The organism is Palleronia abyssalis (assembly GCF_900302445.1).
In the GTDB taxonomy this organism is placed as follows: domain Bacteria; phylum Pseudomonadota; class Alphaproteobacteria; order Rhodobacterales; family Rhodobacteraceae; genus Palleronia; species Palleronia abyssalis.
On record NZ_ONZF01000016.1, the window covers coordinates 50,095 to 71,097 of the forward strand.

Consider the following 21,003-nt stretch of genomic DNA (forward strand, 5'->3'; position numbering starts at 1 on the left):
TTACAGCGCCAGCGCAACCAGGGCGAACAACCCTGCGGCGATGGCGGCATAGGCGATACAGGTGACCGCGATGATCGAAAGTTTGCGCGTCATGCCGCGGGTATAGTCTTCGATCGCGGTCTGGGCGCCGTTCTTGAAGTGGAGCCAACTGACGGTCAGCGTCAGCGCGGCGACGATCGCGGGGAACGGCCGGGAATAGTAGGCCTGAACCTCTTCGAAACTGGCGCCGAGGATCGGGCCGAAGGTGAAAACGAACAACGGGACAAGGATCAACAGCGCGACCGAAGACTGGATCATGCCCCAGTAATGTTCGGTCCCGGACTTCGCGGCGCCCAGTCCCTCGGCGCGCTTGCGGTTCGACAGGTAGGTAGAGCTAGACATATCGGGCATGGCAGTCTCCTCAGACGATCAGCGCGGTCAGGATGGTCAGAACGAGAGAGCCGCCGATGATCCCCCATCCCAGAAGCGCGACCTGATCCAGCGAAAAGCCGCGCCCGGTATCCCAATACAGATGCCGCAGCCCCGCCAGCGTGTGATACCAAAGCGCCCAGAGCGACATGAACATGACCAGATCTCCGAACCACGACGTCAGGATTCCGTTCGCCGTCTCGAAAGCCTCGGGTCCGCTGGCCGCAGACAAAAGCCACCATGTCACCAGAAGTCCGCCGACGACCAGTGCGTTGCCGGTGATCCGTGTGAAGATCGAAGTGATCGAATTCAGCTGCGGGCGGTAAACCTGCAAATGTGGGCTGAGCGGGCGGTTGCCCCGGTTCACATCGGCCATGTCGGTCCTCTCTTGCGCGTGTCCGCAGGTCATACCTACGAAACCTTGCGACCCTGTTATCAAATCTAAGGGCGGTGTCACGGGGGTCCACCCGGGCAGGTCGACGCATGCGGCGCTAACATCGGGTAATGCGATCACAAGCGCGGAACCTGTGATCACATCATGCCGGAAGAAGCGCCCAGTAATCCAGATCCAGCAGGACATGCGGCAAATACCTGCCATCCTTGTCCTTCAAACCCGGCGCATCGCTTGTAGCGGCCACGAGCCGCAGTCGGATCGCCCCCACCCCCGGCGCATCGGTCTCGGCCGTGTCCAGCACCTCGGACCAGGCGCGAACGGTGTCGCCTGCGAAGCATGGGTTCGCATGCGCGCCACCGTTCAGCCCAACGATCATCTGGGCATTCGCTAGCCCGTTGAACGAAAGCGCCCGCGCCATCGAAATGACGTGGCCGCCATATATCAGCCTCTTGCCATCTTCGCGCTGGGTGACGTCGAAATGCACCTTCGCGGTGTTCTGCCAAAGGCGCGTGGCCATCATGTGCTCGGCCTCTTCGACGGTGACGGCATCGATGTGATCAATGATCTCACCCACCGAGTAATCGCCTAAGCGGTGAGGCTCTCCGGCCGCTGCGAAATCGTAATTCGCGAAGGTCAGGCCGCGCGGGACGGTCAGATCGCCCGGCGCGACCGCGTCGACCAGATCGGGCACCACAGCCTGGGGCGCATCCGCCTGCGGATCGCGTTTGCGGACCATGACCCATCGAACATAGGACAGAACGGCCTCACCATGCTGGTTGCGCCCCGTCGTGCGAACCCAGACGACGCCGGTCTTCCCGTTGGAGTTCTGTTTCAGACCGATTACCTCGGACTCGGCCCGCAACGTATCACCCGGCCAGACCGGTGAAAGCCACCGACCCTCGGCATAGCCCAGATTGGCCCGCGCGTTCAGCGAGATGTCGGGCACCGTCTTGCCGAACACCGTGTGGAACGCGATCAGATCGTCCAACGGCGCCGACCGCAGCCCGCAGGACCGGGCGAACTCGTCCGACGAATAGAGCGCGTGCCGCGCGGGGTAGAGGGCGTGGTACAATGCCTGTTCCCCCTGCCCTACTGTGCGCGGGACGGCATGGCGGATCATCTGGCCGATCCGGTAATCCTCGAAGAAGAAGCCGGCGTTCGTCTTGCTCATTGCTGGCCCAGTTTCATCTCGGGGCTGTAGGGCGCATGGTCTTCCTTCACCACCGCCTGTGCGCAGCGCATCACATTGTTCTGCGCGTCATACGCATAGGCCGGGTCGCCATAGAGCTCCCACCCTTTCGCCAGCGCCTCGGACACCTTCTGACAGAAGGCCGACGTGTCGTCGGCGGTCAGCAACCTGTAGATCATGGATTTATCCCGGGAAGGGCCACACGCCCAGCCAGGCGTGAACGGCGGTAATGATCGCGTAGAGGACGAGCGAAATGACCAGAAGCCGGATCGTTCCGACCGTCGACCCGCCCGTGTACGGCGTCGGCCGCGGTTCGGATGCGTTGATTACCGCCATTTCGACGAAGGCCCATACGAACAGCGTGCCGAACAGGACGACCGAAGCAAGATCCCCGTTCACCGTCAGGTGCAAACCCGCCCATAACGCGAAGCCCGACAGTTGCGGGTGGCGCAGCTTGCCGCGCAGGTTCGACTTCGACGACCCCAGACCGAACAGAGCGATGGCGAGGATCATGAACAGATCCACCAGATGCACTGTCCAAGATGGCGGGACATAGACATTGACGAACGCCGCCCGCTGGTAACTGATCACCATCAGGACGACAGACAGCGCCAGCGCGATTGCGAAGATACCTTTCGAGCCGTTGCCCATCCGCTCGGTCATGCGCGCCCGCATCCCCGGCGCGATCCGCTTGAAAAGATGTGCTCCGACCCAAAGCGCAAGACCCAGAACCAGGATTGCCATCAGCCCGTCACCTTCGCCGCGTCATGCTTGGCCAGCGTCGCCCGCGCCGTTGCGACATGCAGGTTCTCGACGATCTGTCCGTCGACGACCGCGACGCCCTGCCCTTTGGTCGTCACCTCCTCCCACGCGGCGATCTGGCGGCGGGCCAGATCAACCTCTGCCTCCGACGGCGAGAACACCTCGTTGCAGATGGCGACCTGCGCGGGGTGGATCAGGCTCTTGCCGTCCATCCCCAGATCACGTCCCTGCTCGCACTCCGCGCGCAGGCCGGCCTCGTCCTTGAAAGCATTGTAGACCCCGTCGACGCAGGCGATCCCGCCCATGCGCGCAGCGGCGATACACGATTGCAAAGCCATCATCAGGGGCATCCGGTCCGCCCCCATGCGGCACCCGATCTCGGCCGCCAGATCGTTGGTGCCCAAAACGAACCCCTGCATCCGCGGCGCCAACGCGATCTCGGCCGCGTTGAAGATGCCGCGCGTGGTCTCCATCATCGCCCAGATGCGCGTGTTGGCCGTGCCGCTATGCAGGGCCAGACGTTCGGCCAGCTTGCGGATATCGGCCGCCGAATCCACCTTGGGCAACAAGATTGCGGCCGGACCGGCATCGCCGACCGCATCCAGATCCTCCAGACCCCACGGGGTATCCAGCGCGTTGATCCGGACCATCAGCGCCCGGTCGCCATAGCCACCGGCGCGCAGGGCCTTGCCCAACGCCTCTCGGGCTGCGGCTTTCTGGTCGACCGCCACCGCATCCTCGAGGTCGAAGATGATCGCGTCGACGGGCAGACCGCGCGCCTTCTCCAGCGCACGCTCGTTCGAGCCGGGTATATAGAGAACCGAGCGCCAAGGTCTCATGCGGCAATCCTTTACGTAATTTTCTGTCGCGAAGTGGCACAGGCCCGAACAAATCCGCAAGCCCTTTTCTCGGGGATGCGGCGGACCTTTCTGCTTCCGCGCGCATCATTAATCGCGCTTAACCTTTTCTCAACAAGGGTGGGGCAATATCGACATATCCCACGGAGATCCGTCATGATCCGCCTCCTCCGCATCGCTCGCCCGGCCATAGCCGCTTTGCTGATCGTAGCACCGACCGCCCTGGCGGCCGGATCGGGCAAACCCTGTGCCCCCCGCGCCGAGCTTCTGGAAAACCTCGCAACGGCCTTCGGTGAGGTACCCAAGACCATGGGCCTTGCCGATGGCGGCATGGTGGTCGAGACTTTCGCGGCCGAGTCCGGCAGTTGGACCATCATCGCCACCCGGCCCAACGGGATCAGCTGCCGGATCGCCTCGGGCCTCTGGTTCGAGGACACCGGGGACCTTTCGCCGACCGGCGACCCCGCCTAGGTCGCGCCGTCCCAGATCAGCTTGCCCCCCGTGACTGTCAGCAGCACGTAGGTTACGCGAAAGAACCAGACCGCCGGGATTCGCTTGTGCAGCCAGATCCCGGCGAAGATACCCAGCACCGCCACCGGCACCAGCGTCAAGTCGACCAGCAAGGTCTCGGCGCTGAAGGCCCCGATCGCGGCATAGGGACCGACCTTCATCAGGTTGATCACCCAGAACACCAGAACCGTCGTCGCCTGGTACGCCTGTTTCGACACGCCCCGCGACAGTAGGAAAACCGCGGCCGGCGGCCCGCCCGCGTGACTGACGAAACTCGTGAACCCCGCAATACCGCCCCAGAACGCCCCTGCACCGCGTCCTGCCGGCAACCCATCCAACGACAGCCATCCCCGCCCCCGTGCCGCCTGGAACGCCACGAAGGCCAGCGCGATGGTGCCGATCAGCAACCGTCCCAGATCGGGGTCCGCACGGTCGAAGATCAGCGCGGCCAGAACGACCCCGGGGACCGCGCCCACGATCAGCGCCGCTGCCGCCACACCGTCCCATTTGCGCCAATATGCCGGCAACGCGGTCACATCCATCACCATCAGAAGCGGCAGCATGATCGCCAGTGCCGCGGTCGGCGCGACGAAAATTGCAAGAATGACGGCGCCCGCGAATGCTGCCCCCGAACCGAATCCCCCCTTCGAGATTCCGGCCAGGAAAACGGCCGGTATGGCGATCGCATAGAAGCCGGGTGTGAAATACTCCACGGTCGCGGATCCTTTGGCATGGTGCAGGGCGCTGCGTCGGAATCTGCCCCTTCCGCGGAACATTCCAGCGCGCCGGGGTTTTATCCTGCAAGGGTGATTTGATCACCACAAACTGACATGAATTTGAATTGGATTGACCCTAATGAAACGTATTCTTTCGACGACCGCGCTCGCCGCGATGATGCTGGCCGGCGCCGCCCAGGCCGAGCAGCACTCGGATCAGATGTCCTCGGAAGGTCCCTTCGGTCTTCCCGATGACGTCGAAGAACTGCAAATTTTCGCTTCCGACATGATCGGTAAGCGCATCTATGCGACTGAATCAGAAGTCGGCGAGACCATCGAATCTGGCGCCGAACAGGAATGGAACGACCTTGGCGAGGTCAATGACCTGCTTCTGGGCCGTGATGGCGAGATCGACTTCGCGATCCTCGGCATCGGTGGCTTCCTCGGGATCGGCGAACGCGACGTGCTGGTCAACATGGATGCTCTGCAGATCGCCCGCGACGGCGACGATGCGACGGATTACTTTCTGATCCTCAACGCCTCACAGGAAGAGATCGAGAACGCCCCCGAGTTCGACAGCACCGCCGTGAATGAGGCCGAACAGGCTGCCGAGAACGCGGCCGAAGGCACCGAAGAGGCGGCTGAAGATGCCGTCGAGACAACCGAAGACGCAGTTGAAGGCGTCGAACAGTCAACTGAAAATGCCGCCGAAGATGCGGAACAAGCCGCACAAGACGCGGGTCAAGCCGCCGAGAATGCAGCCGAGGACGCCGAGCAGGCGACCGAAAATGCAGCGGAAGACGCCGCTCAGGCCACCGAAGATGCCGCCGAAGCCACTGAAAACGCGGCCGAGAATGCGGCCGAGGAAACCGGTGAAGCTGTCGAGGAAGCCGGCGACGAGATTGAGCAGGAAACGGACGAAGTCACCACGTCGAACTGATCGGCACCCACTCTGGCGTGTAATCAGGTCCTACGCAGGTATCTCAAGCTGCGGCCGCCTTTCGCGGTCGCAGCTTTATTTGTGAAAAGCTGCGTATCGCCCGCAGGTCTTGCCTTGACGGTTGCGACCCCGTAACCCTCCGCCCGAAATCAATAGCGGAGATTTTCATGGCCAGACCCAAGATCGCGCTGATCGGCGCGGGTCAGATCGGCGGAACGCTCGCCCATCTGGCCGCCCTCAAGGAACTCGGGGACGTCATCCTGTTCGACATTTCCGAAGGTACGCCCGAAGGCAAGGCCCTCGACATCGCGGAATCGGGCCCGTCCGAGGGGTTCGATGCCAAGCTGAAGGGCACACAGGACTATGGTGACATCGCGGGCGCGGACGTCTGCATCGTCACCGCCGGTGTCCCCCGCAAGCCGGGGATGAGCCGCGACGATCTGCTGGGCATCAACCTAAAGGTCATGAAGTCCGTTGGTGAAGGCATCCGCGACAACGCCCCCGACGCCTTCGTCATCTGCATCACCAACCCGCTCGACGCGATGGTCTGGGCGCTGCGCGAATTCTCCGGCCTGCCCCACCAGAAAGTCTGCGGCATGGCCGGCGTTCTGGACTCGGCCCGCTTCCGGCACTTCCTCAGCCTAGAATTCGACGTATCCATGAAGGACGTCACCGCCTTCGTTCTCGGCGGTCATGGCGACACGATGGTGCCCCTGACGCGCTATTCAACTGTCGCTGGCATCCCCCTGCCCGACCTGGTCAAGATGGGCTGGACCACGCAGGAGAAGCTTGACGCGATCGTTCAGCGCACTCGTGACGGCGGCGCCGAGATCGTCGGCCTTCTCAAGACCGGCTCGGCCTTCTACGCCCCTGCGACCAGCGCGATCGAGATGGCCGAGGCCTATCTCAAGAACCAACGCCGCCTTCTGCCCTGCGCGGCCTATTGCAATGGCGAGTTCGGGCTGAAGGGCATGTATGTCGGCGTTCCTACGATCATCGGCGAAAACGGGATCGAGAAGATCGTCGACATCAAGCTCACCAAGGACGAGCAGGAGATGTTCGACAACTCCGTCGAAGCCGTTAAGGGCCTTGTCACCGCCTGCAAGGGCATCGACGAAACGCTCGCCTGATCTGCAATCTCGATGACATGAAAACGCCCGGCGGGATGCCGGGCGCTTTTCGTTTCCACGTCGGTTCGGACGCGGGGGCATCACTCCCGCGGGGAACGGCGGAATTTTGTGATCACAGCTTACTGGCAGTGATCACATAGGGGGCATTTTAGGGGGCCTTCTGCCGATTGCCCCCTTATTCGTTTGTCGCGCGCTCTGTGAAATGGCACACACACTGCCAAACGGAACAAGCCGGAGAGCCCCCGCATGAACATCCACGAATACCAGGCCAAGGCGCTGCTTCGCGACTACGGCGCCCCCGTCTCTGACGGCCGCGTCGTCACACGGGCGGAAGAGGCGAAGACCGCCGCGGGCGAACTGGACGGGCCGCTCTGGGTCGTCAAGGCGCAGATTCACGCGGGCGGCCGGGGCAAGGGCTCGTTCAAGGAAGCCGACGCGGGCGACAAGGGTGGCGTCCGCCTGGCCAAGTCGGTCGAGGAAGCGGCCGAGGAAGCCAAGAAGATGCTGGGCCGCACGCTGGTTACGCACCAGACCGGCCCGGAGGGCAAGCAGGTCAACCGCATCTACTTCGAGGATGGCAGCGACATCTCGCGCGAGCTCTACCTCGCCCTTCTGGTGGACCGCCAGACCAGCCGCATCTCGTTCGTGTGCTCGACCGAAGGCGGCATGGATATCGAGGAAGTCGCCGCCAGCACCCCCGAAAAGATCCTCAGCTTCGACGTCGACCCGGCTGCGGGCTACCAGCCCTATCACGGCCGCCGCGTCGCGTTCTCGCTGGGCCTCGAAGGCCAAGCGATGAAGCAATGCGTCAAGCTGATGGGTATCCTCTACCAAGCCTTCGTCGAGAAGGACATGGAACAGCTCGAGATCAACCCGCTGATCGTCACCGAAGCGGGCGACCTCAAGGTCCTCGACGCCAAGGTCGGCTTTGACGGCAACGCGCTCTATCGCCACCAGGACATCGCGTCCCTGCGCGACGAGACCGAGGAGGACCCCAAGGAACTCCAGGCCTCCAAGTACGACCTGAACTACATCGCGCTCGATGGCGAGATCGGATGCATGGTCAACGGCGCGGGCCTGGCCATGGCGACGATGGACATCATCAAGCTGAAGGGCGCCGAGCCTGCGAACTTCCTCGACGTCGGCGGCGGCGCCACGAAGGAGAAGGTGACCGAGGCGTTCAAGATCATCACGTCCGACAAGAACGTGAAGGGCATCCTGGTCAACATCTTCGGCGGCATCATGCGCTGCGACGTCATCGCCGAGGGCGTGATCGCCGCGGTGAAAGAAGTGGGCCTGTCTGTTCCGCTCGTGGTGCGTCTCGAAGGCACCAATGTCGAGAAGGGCAAGGAGATCATCGAGACCTCCGGACTCGACGTGATCGCCGCCGACGACCTGTCGGATGCCGCGGAAAAAATCGTGAAAGCCGTGAAAGGTTGATCCGGTCGGGCCTCGGGGGCGTTACCCCCCAAGGCTCACTCGAAAACCGAAGGATCACGCCATGCAGAACCCGACCCCCGCAACCTCTCCGCTTCTGATCGGTGCCGCCCTCGTGGGCGCAGGACTTCTTCTGCGCCAATGGGAGCCTCGGGCCCTGAACCTGCCCGATCGCCCCGACCGGCCGCATCGCGACCGCGGCGCAAAACGGATGGCGCGCAAGACGCGGGACACGGTGGCGAAGATTCTGCCCGGCAACCTGACCGGCTCGATCGGCCGGACACTCCTCATCATGGGCGCGGGGCTTGTGCTCGTGCGCCTGCTCGACATGGCGGCGGACGAAAGCGAACAGCTTTTCTGACCGCCCGGAACGACCGAAAGGGACATTAATGGCGATTCTCGTCGACGAAAACACCAAGGTCATCTGCCAGGGCCTGACCGGCAGCCAGGGGACTTTCCACACGGAACAGGCCATCGCCTACGGCACCAAGATGGTCGGCGGCGTGACCCCCGGCAAAGGCGGCCAGACCCATCTGGACCTGCCCGTCTACAACAGCTGCCACGAGGCCGTGGCCAAGACCGGTGCGAATGCCTCCGTGATCTACGTGCCGCCCCCCTTCGCGGCCGACTCGATCCTGGAAGCGATCGACGCCGAGATCCCGCTGGTCTGCTGCATCACCGAAGGCATTCCGGTGCTGGACATGATGAAGGTCAAGCGCGCGCTGGAAGGCTCGAAGACCATCCTGATCGGCCCGAACTGCCCCGGTGTCATCACGCCCGACGCCTGCAAGATCGGCATCATGCCGGGCCACATCCACAAGCGCGGCAAGGTTGGCGTCGTCAGCCGCTCGGGCACCCTGACCTACGAGGCCGTCAAGCAGACGACCGATGTGGGCCTCGGCCAGTCCACCTGCGTCGGCATCGGCGGCGACCCGATCAAGGGGACCGAGCATCTGGACGTGCTGGAATGGTTCCTGGCCGATGACGAAACGCAAGCGATCATCATGATCGGCGAGATCGGCGGCCAGGCCGAAGAGGACGCCGCCCAGTTCCTTGCCGACGAGAAGAAGAAGGGCCGCTGGAAGCCCACCGCCGGTTTCATCGCCGGACGCACCGCCCCGCCGGGCCGTCGCATGGGCCACGCGGGCGCCATCGTCGCCGGTGGCAAGGGCGGCGCCGAGGACAAGATCGAGGCCATGCAGAAAGCCGGTATCGTCGTGGCCGACAGTCCTGCCTCACTCGGCGAGGCCGTTCTGAAAGCCATCGGCTGACCTGACACCTTTCGGCCGGGGCGGTGACGTCCCGGCCACCTCATCGGACGCAAGAATGCGGCGCAATGACGACAGAATGTGGGGTTTCAGGCCCGGGGGGTTCCCCGGTTGCGCCTTGTGCGCGCGACGGCGGAGGCTTGCATGAGCTTTCCGCAAGCCATCCGCACCTGTTTTTCCAAGTATGCCACCTTCTCGGGCCGCGCCCGGCGCAAGGAATACTGGTACTTCATCCTCTTTATCTTTCTGGGCAGTCTGACGACCGGGTTCGTCGACTCTGTCCTGTTCGGGACTGTGGTCGTGGATACCGCCCCGACCGAAATCGCTGCATCGGGCGACGGCCCGGTCGCGTCGCTGTTCGGCCTGCTGATTCTGATCCCGGCGCTCGCAGCCGGCTGGCGGCGCATGCACGACAGCGGGCGGTCCGGCCTCTATGTCCTCTATCCCCTGATCATCATGATCGGCATCGGCGTCTTTGCGGGCGTCATCGGCGGGTTCGAGCCGCTGCTGGACGGCAATTTCGGCGCGGCACTGGCGGGGGGCTCGGTCCTGATCCTCGGGGTCGCGTTCTTCGTGCTGTTCCTGTCGCCGCTCCTCGTTCTCTGGTGGTTGGCCCAGCCCAGCCAACCCGGCCCCAACGCCTATGGCCCCGATCCGCGGGGGGCGACATGATTTCGCTGATCTTTCCCGTTCCTTCACGAATTCCTGCCAACCCTGTTGCCCGATCCGCCCGCCAGCAACATCTTTGGTCCCATATCCTCAAGGTGACATCATGACCGAACAGTCCCGCAACGACGTCTTTCGCGCCTCGAGCTTCATGGGGGGCCAGAACGCCGCCTATCTCGAACAGCTTCACGCCCGCTATGCCGAGGATCCGTCCTCCGTCGACGCCGAATGGCAGGCCTTCTTCGAACAGCTGGGCGACGCGGACGCCGAAGCCCGCGCCGAGGCCGCTGGCCCGTCATGGGCCCGCCAAGACTGGCCCCCGCAGCCCAATGACGAGCTGACGCATGCGCTCGACGGCCAATGGCCCCAGACGCCCGAGGCCGATGGCAAGTCCATCGCCCAGAAGATCACCAAGACGGCCGAAACCAAAGGCGCGAAGGTAGACGAGGGCCAGATCCGCCACGCGGTCCTCGACAGCCTGCGCGCGCTGATGCTGATCCGCGCCTATCGGATCCGTGGTCACCTGATCGCCGACCTCGACCCGCTGGGCCTGCGCGACAAGTCCTACCACCCCGAGCTCGACTATAAGTCCTACGGCTTCACCGAGGCCGATCTGGACCGCAAGATCTTCATCGACAACGTGTTGGGCCTCGAAGTCGCCTCCCTGCGCGAGATCCTCGACCTGGTGAAGCGCACCTATTGCGGCACCTTCGCGCTGCAATACATGCACATCTCCGACCCCGAGCAGGCCGGATGGTTGAAGGAGCGGATCGAGGGCTACGGCAAAGAGGTCAAGTTCACCGAAACCGGCCGCCGCGCGATCCTCAACAAGATGGTCGAGGCCGAGGGCTTCGAGAAGTTCCTGCACGTCAAGTACATGGGCACCAAGCGCTTCGGTCTCGACGGGGGCGAGGCGCTGATCCCCGCGATGGAGCAGATCATCAAGCGCGGCGGCGCGCTTGGCGTGAAGGAGATCGTGATCGGCATGCCCCACCGCGGCCGCCTGTCGGTGCTGGCAAACGTGATGGGCAAGCCCTACCGCGCGATTTTCAACGAGTTCCAGGGCGGCAGCTTCAAGCCGGACGATGTCGAGGGCTCGGGCGACGTGAAATACCACCTCGGCGCCTCGTCGGACCGCACCTTCGACGAGAATGAGGTCCACCTCAGCCTAACCGCGAACCCCTCGCACCTCGAGGCGGTGAACCCCGTCGTCATCGGCAAGGCCCGCGCCAAGCAGGACCAGATGAACGACAAGGAACGGACGGCGACCCTGCCGATCCTTCTGCACGGCGACGCGGCCTTCGCGGGCCAGGGCGTCGTGGCCGAATGCTTCCAGCTTTCGGGGATCCGCGGCCACCGCACCGGCGGCACGATCCATATCGTGGTGAACAACCAGATCGGCTTCACCACCTCGCCCGCGTTCAGCCGCACCTCGCCCTATCCCACCGACATCGCGCTGATGGTCGAGGCACCGATCTTCCACGTCAACGGCGACGACCCCGAGGCGGTGGTCCACGCCGCCAAGGTCGCGACCGAGTTCCGCCAGAAGTTCCGCAAGGACGTGGTCATCGACATGATCTGCTACCGCCGGTTCGGCCATAACGAGGGCGACGAGCCCATGTTCACGAACCCGCAGATGTACAAGACGATCAAGCAGAAGCGCACGACCCTGACCCTCTATTCCGAGCGTCTGGCCAAGGAAGGCCTGATCCCCGAGGGCGAGATCGAGGACATGAAGTCCAAGTTCCAGTCGCTTCTGTCGGAAGAGTTCGAGGCCGGGAAGGACTTCAAGCCCAACAAGGCCGACTGGCTGGACGGGCGCTGGTCGCATCTCGACAAGGAAGGCAAGAAGTACCAGCGCGGCAAGACCGCCATCAAGCCCGAGACGTTCGACGACATCGGCCGCGCCCTGACCGCAGCGCCCGAGGGGTTCAACCTGCACAAGACCGTCGGCCGCCTTCTGGACTCGAAAACCCAGATGTTCGAAACCGGCGAGGGCTTCGACTGGGCCACGGCCGAGGCGCTGGCCTTCGGCTCGTTGCTGCTTGAAGGGTACCCGGTGCGCCTGTCGGGCCAGGATTCGGGCCGCGGTACGTTCAGCCAGCGTCACTCGGCCCTCGTCGATCAGAAGACCGAGGATCGCTACTACCCGCTGAACAACATCCGCGATGGACAGGCGCAGTATGAGGTCATCGACTCCATGCTGTCGGAATACGCGGTCCTGGGGTTCGAATATGGCTACTCGCTGGCCGAGCCCAATGCGCTGACCCTGTGGGAAGCCCAGTTCGGCGATTTCGCCAACGGCGCGCAGATCATGTTCGACCAGTTCATCAGCTCGGGCGAATCCAAGTGGCTGCGCATGTCGGGCCTCGTCTGCCTTCTGCCTCATGGATACGAAGGCCAGGGACCCGAACACTCCTCCGCCCGGTTAGAGCGTTTCTTGCAGCAATGCGGCCAGGACAACTGGATCGTTGCCAATTGCACGACGCCGGCCAACTACTTCCACATCCTGCGCCGGCAGCTTCACCGCAGCTTCCGCAAACCGCTGATCCTGATGACGCCGAAATCGCTTCTGCGCCACAAGATGGCCGTGTCGAAGGCCGAAGAGTTCCAGACCGGATCGTCCTTCCACCGCGTGTTGTGGGACGACGCCCAGCAGGGCAACTCAGACATGACGCTGGCCGCCGACGACAAGATCGAGCGTGTGGTGATGTGTTCGGGCAAGGTTTACTACGACCTTCTGGAAAAGCGCGATGCCGAGGGTCTGGACAACGTGTACCTTCTGCGTCTCGAACAGTTCTATCCCTTCCCGGCCCACAGCCTGGTCAAGGAGCTCGAGCGCTTCAAGCAGGCCAAGATGATCTGGTGCCAGGAAGAGCCAAAGAACCAAGGCCCCTGGACCTTCGTCGAGCCGAACATCGAATGGGTGTTGAGCCGGATCGACGCCAAGCACACGCGCCCCGCCTATACCGGCCGTCCGCCAATGGCCTCGCCCGCCACCGGTCTTGCCTCGCAGCACAAGGCCCAACAATCCGCGCTGGTCGACGCCGCGCTTGGAATCGAAGGATAAGACAATGACCGAAGTCCGTGTGCCCACGCTGGGCGAATCCGTCACCGAGGCGACCATCGCCACCTGGTTCAAGAAACCGGGCGACAGCGTCGCGGTGGACGAGATGCTGTGCGAGCTGGAAACCGACAAGGTGACGGTCGAAGTCCCCTCGCCCGCTGCCGGCAAGCTTGACGAGATCGTCGCGCAGGAGGGCGAGACGGTCGGCGTCGACGCCCTTCTGGCCCATATCGCCGATGTCGGGAATGCCGGCCCCGAGGAGACGAAACCCCGCGAGGAGACCTCCAAGCAGGGCGGCTATTCCGGTTCCGATGCCGAAAAGCCGTCCGAGGAGACGGTCCATACCAATGGCGGTGGAAGCGCCTCGTCCGGCGGCGACGGTGAGGAGGTCCAGGTGATGGTGCCCACCTTGGGCGAATCCGTCTCTGAGGCGACGGTCGCCACCTGGTTCAAGAAGGAAGGCGACACCGTCGAGGCCGACGAGATGCTGGCCGAGCTCGAGACCGACAAGGTCTCGGTCGAGGTGCCCGCCCCCGCAGCCGGGGTCCTTTCGAAAATCATCGCGCAGGAAGGTGACAGCGTCGAGGCTGGCGGCCAGCTGGCCGTCATGACGAAAGGGGGACAAGCATCCGGCGCAGGCACGGCGTCGTCGGGACAGAAATCCGACGCAAGTCCGGCGGATGCGGGACAGAAATCCGACGCGGGCGGGACGGGATCCGGCGCCTCGAAGGGCGAGGATGCCCCCTCGGCCAAGAAGCTCATGGCCGAGAACAACCTGTCGGCCGATCAGGTCCAGGGCTCCGGCAAGGACGGCCGGGTGATGAAGGAAGACGTCCTCAAGGCCCTGGAATCCGGCGGCTCCGGCGCCAAGGCCGAGGCGCCGAAAGCCGAAGCCCCCAAGCGCGCGCCCTCGCCGGCTGAGGATGCCGACCGCGAGGAACGGGTCAAGATGACCCGCCTGCGCCAGACCATCGCCAAGCGCCTGAAGGACGCACAGAATACGGCTGCGATGCTGACCACCTACAACGAGGTGGACATGACCGAAGTCATGGCATTGCGCAACGAATACAAGGACTTGTTCGAGAAGAAGCACGGCGTCCGACTGGGTTTCATGTCCTTCTTCACCAAGGCCTGTTGCCACGCCCTGAAGGAAGTCCCCGAGGTCAACGCCGAGATCGACGGCACCGACGTCGTCTACAAGAACTTCGTCCACATGGGCATCGCCGCCGGCACCCCGCAGGGTCTGGTCGTCCCCGTCATCCGCGACGTGGACAGCATGTCGTTCTCGGAAATCGAGAAGGCGATCGGCGAAAAGGGCAAGAAGGCCCGCGACGGCAAGCTGTCGATGGCCGAGATGCAGGGCGGCACCTTCACCATCTCGAACGGTGGCGTCTACGGCTCGCTCATGTCCTCGCCCATCCTGAACCCGCCGCAATCGGGCATCCTGGGCATGCATAAAATCCAGGAGCGTCCTATGGTCGTGAACGGACAGATCGTGGCCCGCCCGATGATGTATCTGGCGCTCAGCTACGACCACCGCATCGTCGACGGCAAAGGCGCGGTGACCTTCCTGGTTCGCGTGAAAGAAGCGCTGGAAGACCCCCGCCGCCTTTTGATGGACCTCTGACCAACCGCGGGGGTGCCGGATCGGCACCCCCGTCAGGAGCATTCGATGCAACTTCTCATCTGCTATGAGACTCACGACCGCACCGCTTTCCGCGCCGCCCACGGCGAAACGCGCGAGCGGCGGGATCAGGCGGGCCTGACCCAGCTGCAATTGTGGGAAGAGGCCGAGGCGCCGAACCGTCTCTGGGCGCTCTACGGCGTGTCCGACCGCGACAAGGCCGAAGCATGGCTTGCCGAAAAGTCCAGCCTGTCCAGCCAGTTGAGCGGCCTCGACTCGCATTTCCTCGCAACCGCCTGATGCGCCGCGCCCTGATCCTCCTGCCGTTTCTCGCGGCTTGCGTGGCGCCGGAGGCGTCCGTTCCGGACGTGTCGACCCGGCATTTCGCGTCGACCGAAAGCGCGGGCAACGGCGCGCGGTGGCACATTTTCCTGTTCGATCCGTCCGCCCCGCGTGACCTCGATACCCGTATCGCACTGGCCCGCCGGGCCATCGAGGCCGACCCTGCATGCCGCTGGATCGGCGCCTCGCGCGCCGAGATCGCGACGCGGACCGCCGAACAGGGCGAACGATACGCCGAAAGTGTGCTCGCCGCCCCCGTCCGCTGCGACACGAGGCGCGCATGATGACCCATGAACTGCTTGTCCTCACGCTCGCGGGCCTTCTTCAGGCCGTGCAGCTGATCCTTTACGCCGTGCCCGCGAACCTCGAACTCGGGCCCGGCAAGACGATGTCGCCGCGCGATCCGGAACGGCTATCGAAGCCCCTGGCCGAACAGGTCTCGGCCCGGACTGGCCGCCTGTCCCGCGCCTATCAAAACCATAACGAGGCCCTGCTTCTTTTCGCCATCGCCACCGCGGTCACGGTCATATCGGACCAATCGAACTGGTTCACCGCCGCCTGCGCCTGGGTCTATCTCGGCGCGCGCATCCTCTATATCCCTGCCTATGCCAACGGGTGGGTTCCCGGCCGGTCGATCGTCTTCGGCATCGGCTGGCTTGCCACCATCCTCATGCTGCTCGCCGCGCTGATCTGAGCGCGACCAAACAGGAGACCCCAATGTCCAGCTACGACGTCATCATCATCGGCTCCGGCCCCGGCGGCTATGTCTGCGCCATTCGCTGCGCGCAGCTTGGCCTCAAGACCGCCTGCGTCGAGGGGCGCGAGACGTTGGGCGGGACCTGCCTGAACATCGGCTGCATCCCCTCGAAGGCGCTGCTGCACGCCACGCACCAGCTGCACGAGGCCGAGCACAATTTCGAGAAGATGGGCCTTAAGGGCAAATCGCCTTCCGTCGATTGGAAGCAGATGCAGGCCTACAAGGACGACACGATCGGTCAAAACACCAAGGGCATCGAGTTCCTGTTCAAGAAGAACAAGATCGACTGGCTGAAGGGCTGGGGCTCGATCCCCGAGGCTGGCAAGGTCAAGGTCGGCGACCAGATCCACGAGGCGAAGAATATCGTCATCGCCACCGGGTCCGAACCTGCCAGCCTGCCGGGCATCGAGATCGACGAGGATATCGTCGTCTCCTCGACCGGGGCGCTGTCTTTGTCAAAAATCCCCAAGAAAATGGTCGTGATCGGCGCGGGCGTCATCGGTCTGGAGATGGGGTCGGTCTATGCCCGTCTGGGCGCCGAGGTCACCGTGGTCGAATATCTCGACACCATCACCCCCGGCATGGATGCCGAGGTTCAGAAGAACTTCCAGAAGATCCTGGGCAAGCAAGGGATGAAATTCATCCTGGGAGCCGCGGTGCAGGGGGTCGACGTCAAGAACAAGAAGGCGACCGTCAATTATAAGCTGAAGAAGGACGACAGCGAAGCGACGTTGGACGCGGATGTCGTGCTGGTGGCCACGGGCCGCAAACCGTTCACCGACGGGCTGGGCCTGTCCGACCTGGGGATCGAAGTGACGCAGAAGGGCCAGGTCAAGACAGACGATCACTGGGCCACTACCGTCAAGGGCGTCTACGCCATCGGCGACGCGATCACGGGCCCGATGCTGGCCCACAAGGCCGAGGATGAAGGCATGGCCGTCGCCGAGGTGCTGGCCGGAAAGCAGGGTCATGTGAACTACGGGGTCATTCCGGGGGTCATCTACACCCACCCGGAGGTCGCGAATGTCGGCCGGACCGAGGAGCAATTGAAGGAGGACGGCGTGCCGTACAAGGCCGGCAAATTCAGCTTCATGGGCAACGGCCGCGCGAAGGCGAATTTCGCGGCCGACGGCTTCGTGAAGATCCTCGCCCACAAGGAGACGGACCGCATCCTCGGCGCGCATATCATCGGCCCGATGGCGGGTGACTTGATCCACGAAATCTGCGTCGCGATGGAGTTCGGGGCCGCAGCGCAGGACCTGGCCCTGACCTGCCACGCGCACCCGACCTATTCCGAAGCGGTGCGCGAAGCTGCGCTGGCCTGCGGCGACGGCCCGATCCACTCGTAACGGCGCGGGGCCGTCGCATGGCGGCCCCCTACCCCGCCAGAATCATCCGCAACCCGTGGGTGACATCCTGCCGGACCGCAAGGCGCAGACCAGGCTCGTCCCCGGCAGCCAATGCCGCGACAATCAGACGGTGCCCGGACGGAACGCTCGTCCGCTTCAACCGGCCATACAGCGCACGCATCGTGGGACCCAATTGCAGCCATACGGTCTCGGCCATCGCCAGCATCGCGGGTGCCTGCGCGCGCAGGTATAGCATACGGTGAAATTCGAGGTTCAGTCGGATATACCCCACCGCATCATGCTTCGCGATCACCTCGGCAATGGCGGCGTTCTGAGCCTCCATCCGCTCGATCAGAGCCAGATGCGCCCGCGGCAGCGCGCGCGAAGCCAGTTCGACCTCCAGAAGCGCGCGCAGGGCGGCAAGCTCCTCGATCCGGTCCGCCCCCAGCTCCGGCGTCGTCACCCGCCCCGAGGGGGACAGCGACAGCGCCCCTTCGGCCGCCAATCTGCGCACAGCCTCGCGTGCGGGGGTCATGGACACCCCGAATTGCGCGCCGATCCCGCGCAGGGTCAAAGCCTCGCCCGGCGCGATCTCACCATGCATGATGCGCGTTCTCAGCGTCCGGTAGACCTGATCATGGGCGGGAAGCGCGTGGGGCGGTTCGGGGCGCGGTTGGGTCAGCATGTCGCAGTGTTGCGACGCGGCGCAGCGGCCGTCAATCGCCGTCGAACCGCCATGCGTGCAGCGTCCCGCCGTGGAGCCGCAACCACGCGCGCTGGTCGCGCCAGTCGGGACGGACGCTTTCGACCACGCGCCAGTAGGCGGGAGAATGATCCATGTGCCGCAAATGCGCGACCTCGTGTGCCGCGACATAGTCCAGGACATCCGGCGGGGCCATGACCAGGCGCCACGAATACATCAGATCGCCCCGTGCCGTGCACGAGCCCCAGCGTGAGCGTGTATCGCGCAGCGTGATCCGCCCGATCTTCACCCCCAGCCGGTCGGCATAGCGACGCGACGCCTCGGTCAAACGCGCCCGCGCCACCTCGCGCAGGATGGCCGCCACTTGCGGACCGACGGGGCGGTTTTCACGCACCATCACGCCTGCCTCCCCGATCCCCGGGCGGCCGGGCAGGATCGGTCGCTCGACCCCGGCCACGGGAACCGCCACACCCATGGCGATGGTCCGCGGCGCGACGGTCCGGCCCACCGCCTTGCGCAACCAGTCCGCCTTCTCGGCGGCAAAAGCCATCGCCTCTGCCTCGCTGACGAAGGACGGACGGGTCAGAGACACGCGTCCGTCCAGCGAGGACACCCGAAGCGTCATGCGTCGCGCCCGGGCTGACCGGCGCAGCACCAGTTCCACCGGCGGATTGCCCGGCAAGACCTTCACGGATGACGATGTGCTGTCCATATCCGTCCCATAGCGGCACCCGCCGCACCGCGAAAGCCTTTGACACCCCCTTGCCCCTATGGCAGGGGACGGCGATCCCGGAAACACGCCTGATGAAGAGGGTTCCATGCCCAAAGAAGAATGGGGAACGAAGCGCGTCTGCCCCACGACTGGCAAACGCTTCTACGACCTGAACCGCGACCCGGTCGTCTCGCCCTACACCGGCGAGGTTGTGCCGTTGGATACCGGCAAGAACAACCGCACCATGCTGGCCGACAAGGCCGACAAGAACAGCACCAAGGACCAGACCGAGGATGACGAGGAAGTCGTGCTCGACGAGGACGACACCGAAGTCGATCTTGGCGATGACGTGCTGGAAGAGGACGAAGACGACGATAACGTCTCTCTGGACGAGATCGCCGACGTCGCCAGCGAAGACAGCGACGACTGATTGGAAACTTTGGCCGGGGGCGGTTTTTTCCGCTTGAACCGCCCCCGGACCTTCTCTAGAGACTGCCGCACGTCGCGAGGATGCGGCATCAAGGGCCCTTAGCTCAGCTGGGAGAGCGCCTGCATGGCATGCAGGAGGTCAGCGGTTCGATCCCGCTAGGGTCCACCATACCGCACTTTGTGTCGGAAAAATCACCTATCACATTGAAAGGTAACGTCGTTTTGGCGGTTCGAAGACCTGTTTTCCGGCAGTAAGAAACGGGCTCCAGGAACACCATGCGCAGCACTGTTCTGCGCAGTCCCAAGTGACCAGTATCCCAAATTTTCCAAGGGTTTGCGAGGAAGCGAAGGGCGAGTTCGAACGTGTCCTCTAAGGAGGTCGCCGGATTGCTCCCGTTTTTCAGTCTATCCTCAGCCAGACGCTTATCGTGCTGCAGACGTTCGATGCATGCCTCGTAGGCCGTGACCACGCTTGGTGTGTCGGCTTCCACCAGACGATCAACCAGGCGGTCGATCTTGATCTGGAGTTTCGAAGCTTCCTGTCTCAGTCGCGCTGAGACGTTCTGTGCATCGCGTGCGCGCACGTCCCAGGCATCCCGGAACATCGCCTTACAAAGAGACAGGATCGCTGTTCTCGGACGCAGGGATTGCAGCTCCTCCTCAAACGCCTCTTCGACATCTGCGCGGCGGATCGACTTGCGCTTTGACGGACAGCCGCGCTGCGCGCAGAGGTAGTACGGGTGCATCTTGCCTGAACGGCTCTTCGACCAGCAGGCGGTCAGCTGCCCCCCACAGTCACCACAGAGGATGAACCCACGTAGCGGGAAGTCTTCGCTTATGTCCCGACGTGCCGGAGCCAGTGCCTTGCCATCCAGCATGCTCTGAGCCTTCGACCAGACCTCATAGGAAACCAGCGGCTCATGCCTGCCGAGCAGGTTTTTGATGCCCCAAGTGGGCACATTGATGAGACCGGCATAGAGCGGACGGCGGAGGATTTCAGATACTGTGGTGAAGCGGATTTCGCCGTGCTTGTTCCTTGGCAGGTCAGAGACCTCCTCAAAGTAGCGTTTCACCTCGGCAATCGTGCGGAAGCGCCCCGCAGCGAGGCCCTCATAGGCGGTACGGACGATCTCCGCCTTCTCACCGTCCGGCACGAGCATTTTTCCATGCCCGTCCACTTTCTCGTAGGTGTAGCCGTAAGTAGGCGCGAAGAGATAATATCCGGCGCTCACGCGTGACTGCATTTTCTGGATGACCTGACGCCGGTTCTGCTTGCGTTCAAGCTCACCCTGCGCCGCCATGATGGTTTCAATAAATTCGCCTTCCGGCGTATCCTCAAATTTGAAGTTCAGACACTCGACCTTGGCCCTGACCGCGTTTAGCTCACGGCGAAGCTTCATGTGAAATTCAGCGTCGCGCGCAAAACGCTTGAGATCATCGAAGATCACACAGAACTGCTTATCCGGCTGTGCCTTCAGAAACGATAAGAGCGCGACCATACCGGGCCGCGCTATGAAGTCCCCTCCCCCGGTAACATCATCCGGAAACACGGCCAAAACATCATAGCCGCGCTGCTGTGCATATTCACGGCACCGCGCTTCCTGAGATTGAAGGCCTGGTCTGCCCCCTGAAAAGTGGTCCTCCCTGAAGTATGGCTTACGGGCCAGTTGGAGGATGCAAGAATGCCCCAGAAGAGACACAAGCCGGAAGAGATCGTCGCGAAGCTTCGGCAGGTCGACGTGC

23 protein-coding genes, 1 tRNA gene and 1 pseudogene are annotated in these 21,003 nt (G+C 63.6%); 15 read left to right on the forward strand and 10 right to left on the reverse strand.

Annotated elements, in window-relative coordinates; all coding sequences use genetic code 11:
- The 6 genes from sdhD to PAA8504_RS20345 form a co-directional block, all read right to left on the reverse strand.
- Nucleotides 1-390 carry a succinate dehydrogenase, hydrophobic membrane anchor protein gene (gene sdhD / locus PAA8504_RS20320; protein WP_245897715.1) on the reverse strand — a complete coding sequence of 130 codons (390 nt, stop codon included), beginning with the start codon at nt 388-390 and terminating at the stop codon, nt 1-3.
- 10 nt (nt 391-400) lie between these two features.
- Complete coding sequence (gene sdhC / locus PAA8504_RS20325; protein ID WP_108895970.1) at nt 401-784, reverse strand: succinate dehydrogenase, cytochrome b556 subunit; 384 nt, start codon at nt 782-784, stop codon at nt 401-403.
- Nucleotides 785-944: 160 nt separating this feature from the next.
- Nucleotides 945-1,973, reverse strand: coding sequence for a MaoC family dehydratase (locus PAA8504_RS20330; protein ID WP_108895971.1), 1,029 nt, complete (start codon nt 1,971-1,973; stop codon nt 945-947).
- On the reverse strand, nt 1,970-2,170 hold the full coding sequence (locus tag PAA8504_RS20335) for a DUF1737 domain-containing protein (protein WP_108895972.1): 201 nt from the start codon (nt 2,168-2,170) through the stop codon (nt 1,970-1,972). The genes PAA8504_RS20330 and PAA8504_RS20335 overlap by 4 nt, the downstream gene beginning before the upstream one ends.
- A 4-nt stretch (nt 2,171-2,174) precedes the next feature.
- Nucleotides 2,175-2,735 (reverse strand): NnrU family protein, encoded by a 561-nt coding sequence (locus PAA8504_RS20340; RefSeq protein WP_108895973.1) that lies wholly within the window; start codon nt 2,733-2,735, stop codon nt 2,175-2,177.
- Nucleotides 2,735-3,592, reverse strand: a complete 858-nt coding sequence (locus PAA8504_RS20345) for an HpcH/HpaI aldolase/citrate lyase family protein (protein WP_108895974.1) — start codon at nt 3,590-3,592, stop codon at nt 2,735-2,737. Before PAA8504_RS20345 ends, PAA8504_RS20340 begins: the two co-directional genes overlap by 1 nt.
- Nucleotides 3,593-3,766: 174 nt before the next feature.
- Between PAA8504_RS20345 and PAA8504_RS20350 the strand changes: the two genes are divergently transcribed.
- On the forward strand, nt 3,767-4,081 hold the full coding sequence (locus PAA8504_RS20350; RefSeq protein WP_108895975.1) for a hypothetical protein: 315 nt from the start codon (nt 3,767-3,769) through the stop codon (nt 4,079-4,081).
- On the opposite strand, the gene PAA8504_RS20355 is transcribed toward PAA8504_RS20350, so the two are convergent.
- On the reverse strand, nt 4,078-4,833 hold the full coding sequence (locus PAA8504_RS20355; protein WP_245897716.1) for a sulfite exporter TauE/SafE family protein: 756 nt from the start codon (nt 4,831-4,833) through the stop codon (nt 4,078-4,080). The genes PAA8504_RS20350 and PAA8504_RS20355 overlap by 4 nt on opposite strands.
- A 142-nt stretch (nt 4,834-4,975) precedes the next feature.
- Between PAA8504_RS20355 and PAA8504_RS20360 the strand changes: the two genes are divergently transcribed.
- The 12 genes from PAA8504_RS20360 to lpdA all read left to right on the forward strand — a co-directional run bounded on the left by PAA8504_RS20360 (nt 4,976) and on the right by lpdA (nt 17,416).
- Nucleotides 4,976-5,776 carry a PRC-barrel domain-containing protein gene (locus tag PAA8504_RS20360; protein ID WP_108895977.1) on the forward strand — a complete coding sequence of 267 codons (801 nt, stop codon included), beginning with the start codon at nt 4,976-4,978 and terminating at the stop codon, nt 5,774-5,776.
- A gap of 167 nt (nt 5,777-5,943) precedes the next feature.
- Entirely contained in the window at nt 5,944-6,906 is a 963-nt protein-coding gene (mdh, locus tag PAA8504_RS20365) for a malate dehydrogenase (RefSeq protein ID WP_108895978.1), read from the forward strand.
- A 246-nt stretch (nt 6,907-7,152) separates the two neighbouring features.
- Nucleotides 7,153-8,346 carry an ADP-forming succinate--CoA ligase subunit beta gene (sucC, locus tag PAA8504_RS20370; protein ID WP_108895979.1) on the forward strand — a complete coding sequence of 398 codons (1,194 nt, stop codon included), beginning with the start codon at nt 7,153-7,155 and terminating at the stop codon, nt 8,344-8,346.
- A gap of 61 nt (nt 8,347-8,407) precedes the next feature.
- Complete coding sequence (locus PAA8504_RS20375) at nt 8,408-8,704, forward strand: hypothetical protein (protein WP_108895980.1); 297 nt, start codon at nt 8,408-8,410, stop codon at nt 8,702-8,704.
- A 28-nt stretch (nt 8,705-8,732) separates the two neighbouring features.
- On the forward strand, nt 8,733-9,614 hold the full coding sequence (gene sucD / locus PAA8504_RS20380) for a succinate--CoA ligase subunit alpha (protein WP_108895981.1): 882 nt from the start codon (nt 8,733-8,735) through the stop codon (nt 9,612-9,614).
- Nucleotides 9,615-9,755: 141 nt separating this feature from the next.
- Complete coding sequence (locus PAA8504_RS20385) at nt 9,756-10,283, forward strand: DUF805 domain-containing protein (protein ID WP_108895982.1); 528 nt, start codon at nt 9,756-9,758, stop codon at nt 10,281-10,283.
- A 100-nt stretch (nt 10,284-10,383) separates the two neighbouring features.
- Nucleotides 10,384-13,347, forward strand: coding sequence for a 2-oxoglutarate dehydrogenase E1 component (locus PAA8504_RS20390; protein ID WP_108895983.1), 2,964 nt, complete (start codon nt 10,384-10,386; stop codon nt 13,345-13,347).
- Between the two features lie 4 nt (nt 13,348-13,351).
- Complete coding sequence (gene odhB, locus PAA8504_RS20395) at nt 13,352-14,971, forward strand: 2-oxoglutarate dehydrogenase complex dihydrolipoyllysine-residue succinyltransferase (RefSeq protein ID WP_108895984.1); 1,620 nt, start codon at nt 13,352-13,354, stop codon at nt 14,969-14,971.
- 45 nt (nt 14,972-15,016) lie between these two features.
- Nucleotides 15,017-15,268 carry a hypothetical protein gene (locus PAA8504_RS20400; protein WP_108895985.1) on the forward strand — a complete coding sequence of 84 codons (252 nt, stop codon included), beginning with the start codon at nt 15,017-15,019 and terminating at the stop codon, nt 15,266-15,268.
- On the forward strand, nt 15,268-15,594 hold the full coding sequence (locus PAA8504_RS20405; RefSeq protein ID WP_108895986.1) for a hypothetical protein: 327 nt from the start codon (nt 15,268-15,270) through the stop codon (nt 15,592-15,594). Before PAA8504_RS20400 ends, PAA8504_RS20405 begins: the two co-directional genes overlap by 1 nt.
- A complete protein-coding gene (locus PAA8504_RS20410) occupies nt 15,594-16,004 on the forward strand; it encodes an MAPEG family protein (protein ID WP_108895998.1) in 411 nt (136 codons plus the stop codon). Before PAA8504_RS20405 ends, PAA8504_RS20410 begins: the two co-directional genes overlap by 1 nt.
- A gap of 23 nt (nt 16,005-16,027) precedes the next feature.
- On the forward strand, nt 16,028-17,416 hold the full coding sequence (gene lpdA, locus PAA8504_RS20415) for a dihydrolipoyl dehydrogenase (protein WP_108895987.1): 1,389 nt from the start codon (nt 16,028-16,030) through the stop codon (nt 17,414-17,416).
- Nucleotides 17,417-17,444: 28 nt separating this feature from the next.
- On the opposite strand, the gene PAA8504_RS20420 is transcribed toward lpdA, so the two are convergent.
- Together PAA8504_RS20420 and PAA8504_RS20425 are read right to left on the reverse strand one after the other, a co-directional pair.
- Nucleotides 17,445-18,101, reverse strand: a complete 657-nt coding sequence (locus PAA8504_RS20420) for a GntR family transcriptional regulator (RefSeq protein WP_108895988.1) — start codon at nt 18,099-18,101, stop codon at nt 17,445-17,447.
- Nucleotides 18,102-18,132: 31 nt separating this feature from the next.
- Nucleotides 18,133-18,831: a M48 family metallopeptidase gene (locus PAA8504_RS20425; protein ID WP_108895989.1), complete on the reverse strand. Its 699-nt coding sequence runs from the start codon at nt 18,829-18,831 to the stop codon at nt 18,133-18,135.
- A 106-nt stretch (nt 18,832-18,937) separates the two neighbouring features.
- Here PAA8504_RS20425 and PAA8504_RS20430 point away from each other — a divergent pair, with 106 nt between their 5' ends.
- Both PAA8504_RS20430 and PAA8504_RS20435 read left to right on the forward strand, forming a co-directional pair.
- Nucleotides 18,938-19,261, forward strand: coding sequence for a TIGR02300 family protein (locus PAA8504_RS20430; RefSeq protein WP_108895999.1), 324 nt, complete (start codon nt 18,938-18,940; stop codon nt 19,259-19,261).
- A gap of 92 nt (nt 19,262-19,353) precedes the next feature.
- Nucleotides 19,354-19,429 (forward strand) — tRNA-Ala (locus PAA8504_RS20435).
- 490 nt (nt 19,430-19,919) lie between these two features.
- On the opposite strand, the pseudogene PAA8504_RS22855 reads toward PAA8504_RS20435, so the two are convergent.
- A pseudogene (locus tag PAA8504_RS22855) lies at nt 19,920-20,960 on the reverse strand (recombinase family protein); the annotation flags it as partial.
- Between the last annotated feature and the right edge of the window lie 43 nt (nt 20,961-21,003).

Bases quoted from the DNA above. Each gene is read 5' to 3' on its own strand.
- PAA8504_RS20410 (WP_108895998.1), top strand. From the start codon at position 15,594: ATGACCCATGAACTGCTTGTCCTCACGCTCGCGGGCCTTCTTCAGGCC.
- PAA8504_RS20375 (WP_108895980.1), top strand. From the start codon at position 8,408: ATGCAGAACCCGACCCCCGCAACCTCTCCGCTTCTGATCGGTGCCGCC.
- sdhC (WP_108895970.1), bottom strand. From the start codon at position 784: ATGGCCGATGTGAACCGGGGCAACCGCCCGCTCAGCCCACATTTGCAG.
- PAA8504_RS20430 (WP_108895999.1), top strand. From the start codon at position 18,938: ATGCCCAAAGAAGAATGGGGAACGAAGCGCGTCTGCCCCACGACTGGC.
- PAA8504_RS20405 (WP_108895986.1), top strand. From the start codon at position 15,268: ATGCGCCGCGCCCTGATCCTCCTGCCGTTTCTCGCGGCTTGCGTGGCG.
- PAA8504_RS20345 (WP_108895974.1), bottom strand. From the start codon at position 3,592: ATGAGACCTTGGCGCTCGGTTCTCTATATACCCGGCTCGAACGAGCGT.
- mdh (WP_108895978.1), top strand. From the start codon at position 5,944: ATGGCCAGACCCAAGATCGCGCTGATCGGCGCGGGTCAGATCGGCGGA.
- odhB (WP_108895984.1), top strand. From the start codon at position 13,352: ATGACCGAAGTCCGTGTGCCCACGCTGGGCGAATCCGTCACCGAGGCG.
- PAA8504_RS20340 (WP_108895973.1), bottom strand. From the start codon at position 2,735: ATGGCAATCCTGGTTCTGGGTCTTGCGCTTTGGGTCGGAGCACATCTT.
- sdhD (WP_245897715.1), bottom strand. From the start codon at position 390: ATGCCCGATATGTCTAGCTCTACCTACCTGTCGAACCGCAAGCGCGCC.
- PAA8504_RS20360 (WP_108895977.1), top strand. From the start codon at position 4,976: ATGAAACGTATTCTTTCGACGACCGCGCTCGCCGCGATGATGCTGGCC.
- PAA8504_RS20385 (WP_108895982.1), top strand. From the start codon at position 9,756: ATGAGCTTTCCGCAAGCCATCCGCACCTGTTTTTCCAAGTATGCCACC.
- PAA8504_RS20350 (WP_108895975.1), top strand. From the start codon at position 3,767: ATGATCCGCCTCCTCCGCATCGCTCGCCCGGCCATAGCCGCTTTGCTG.
- PAA8504_RS20390 (WP_108895983.1), top strand. From the start codon at position 10,384: ATGACCGAACAGTCCCGCAACGACGTCTTTCGCGCCTCGAGCTTCATG.
- PAA8504_RS20330 (WP_108895971.1), bottom strand. From the start codon at position 1,973: ATGAGCAAGACGAACGCCGGCTTCTTCTTCGAGGATTACCGGATCGGC.
- PAA8504_RS20400 (WP_108895985.1), top strand. From the start codon at position 15,017: ATGCAACTTCTCATCTGCTATGAGACTCACGACCGCACCGCTTTCCGC.
- PAA8504_RS20425 (WP_108895989.1), bottom strand. From the start codon at position 18,831: ATGGACAGCACATCGTCATCCGTGAAGGTCTTGCCGGGCAATCCGCCG.
- lpdA (WP_108895987.1), top strand. From the start codon at position 16,028: ATGTCCAGCTACGACGTCATCATCATCGGCTCCGGCCCCGGCGGCTAT.
- sucD (WP_108895981.1), top strand. From the start codon at position 8,733: ATGGCGATTCTCGTCGACGAAAACACCAAGGTCATCTGCCAGGGCCTG.
- PAA8504_RS20335 (WP_108895972.1), bottom strand. From the start codon at position 2,170: ATGATCTACAGGTTGCTGACCGCCGACGACACGTCGGCCTTCTGTCAG.
- sucC (WP_108895979.1), top strand. From the start codon at position 7,153: ATGAACATCCACGAATACCAGGCCAAGGCGCTGCTTCGCGACTACGGC.
- PAA8504_RS20420 (WP_108895988.1), bottom strand. From the start codon at position 18,101: ATGCTGACCCAACCGCGCCCCGAACCGCCCCACGCGCTTCCCGCCCAT.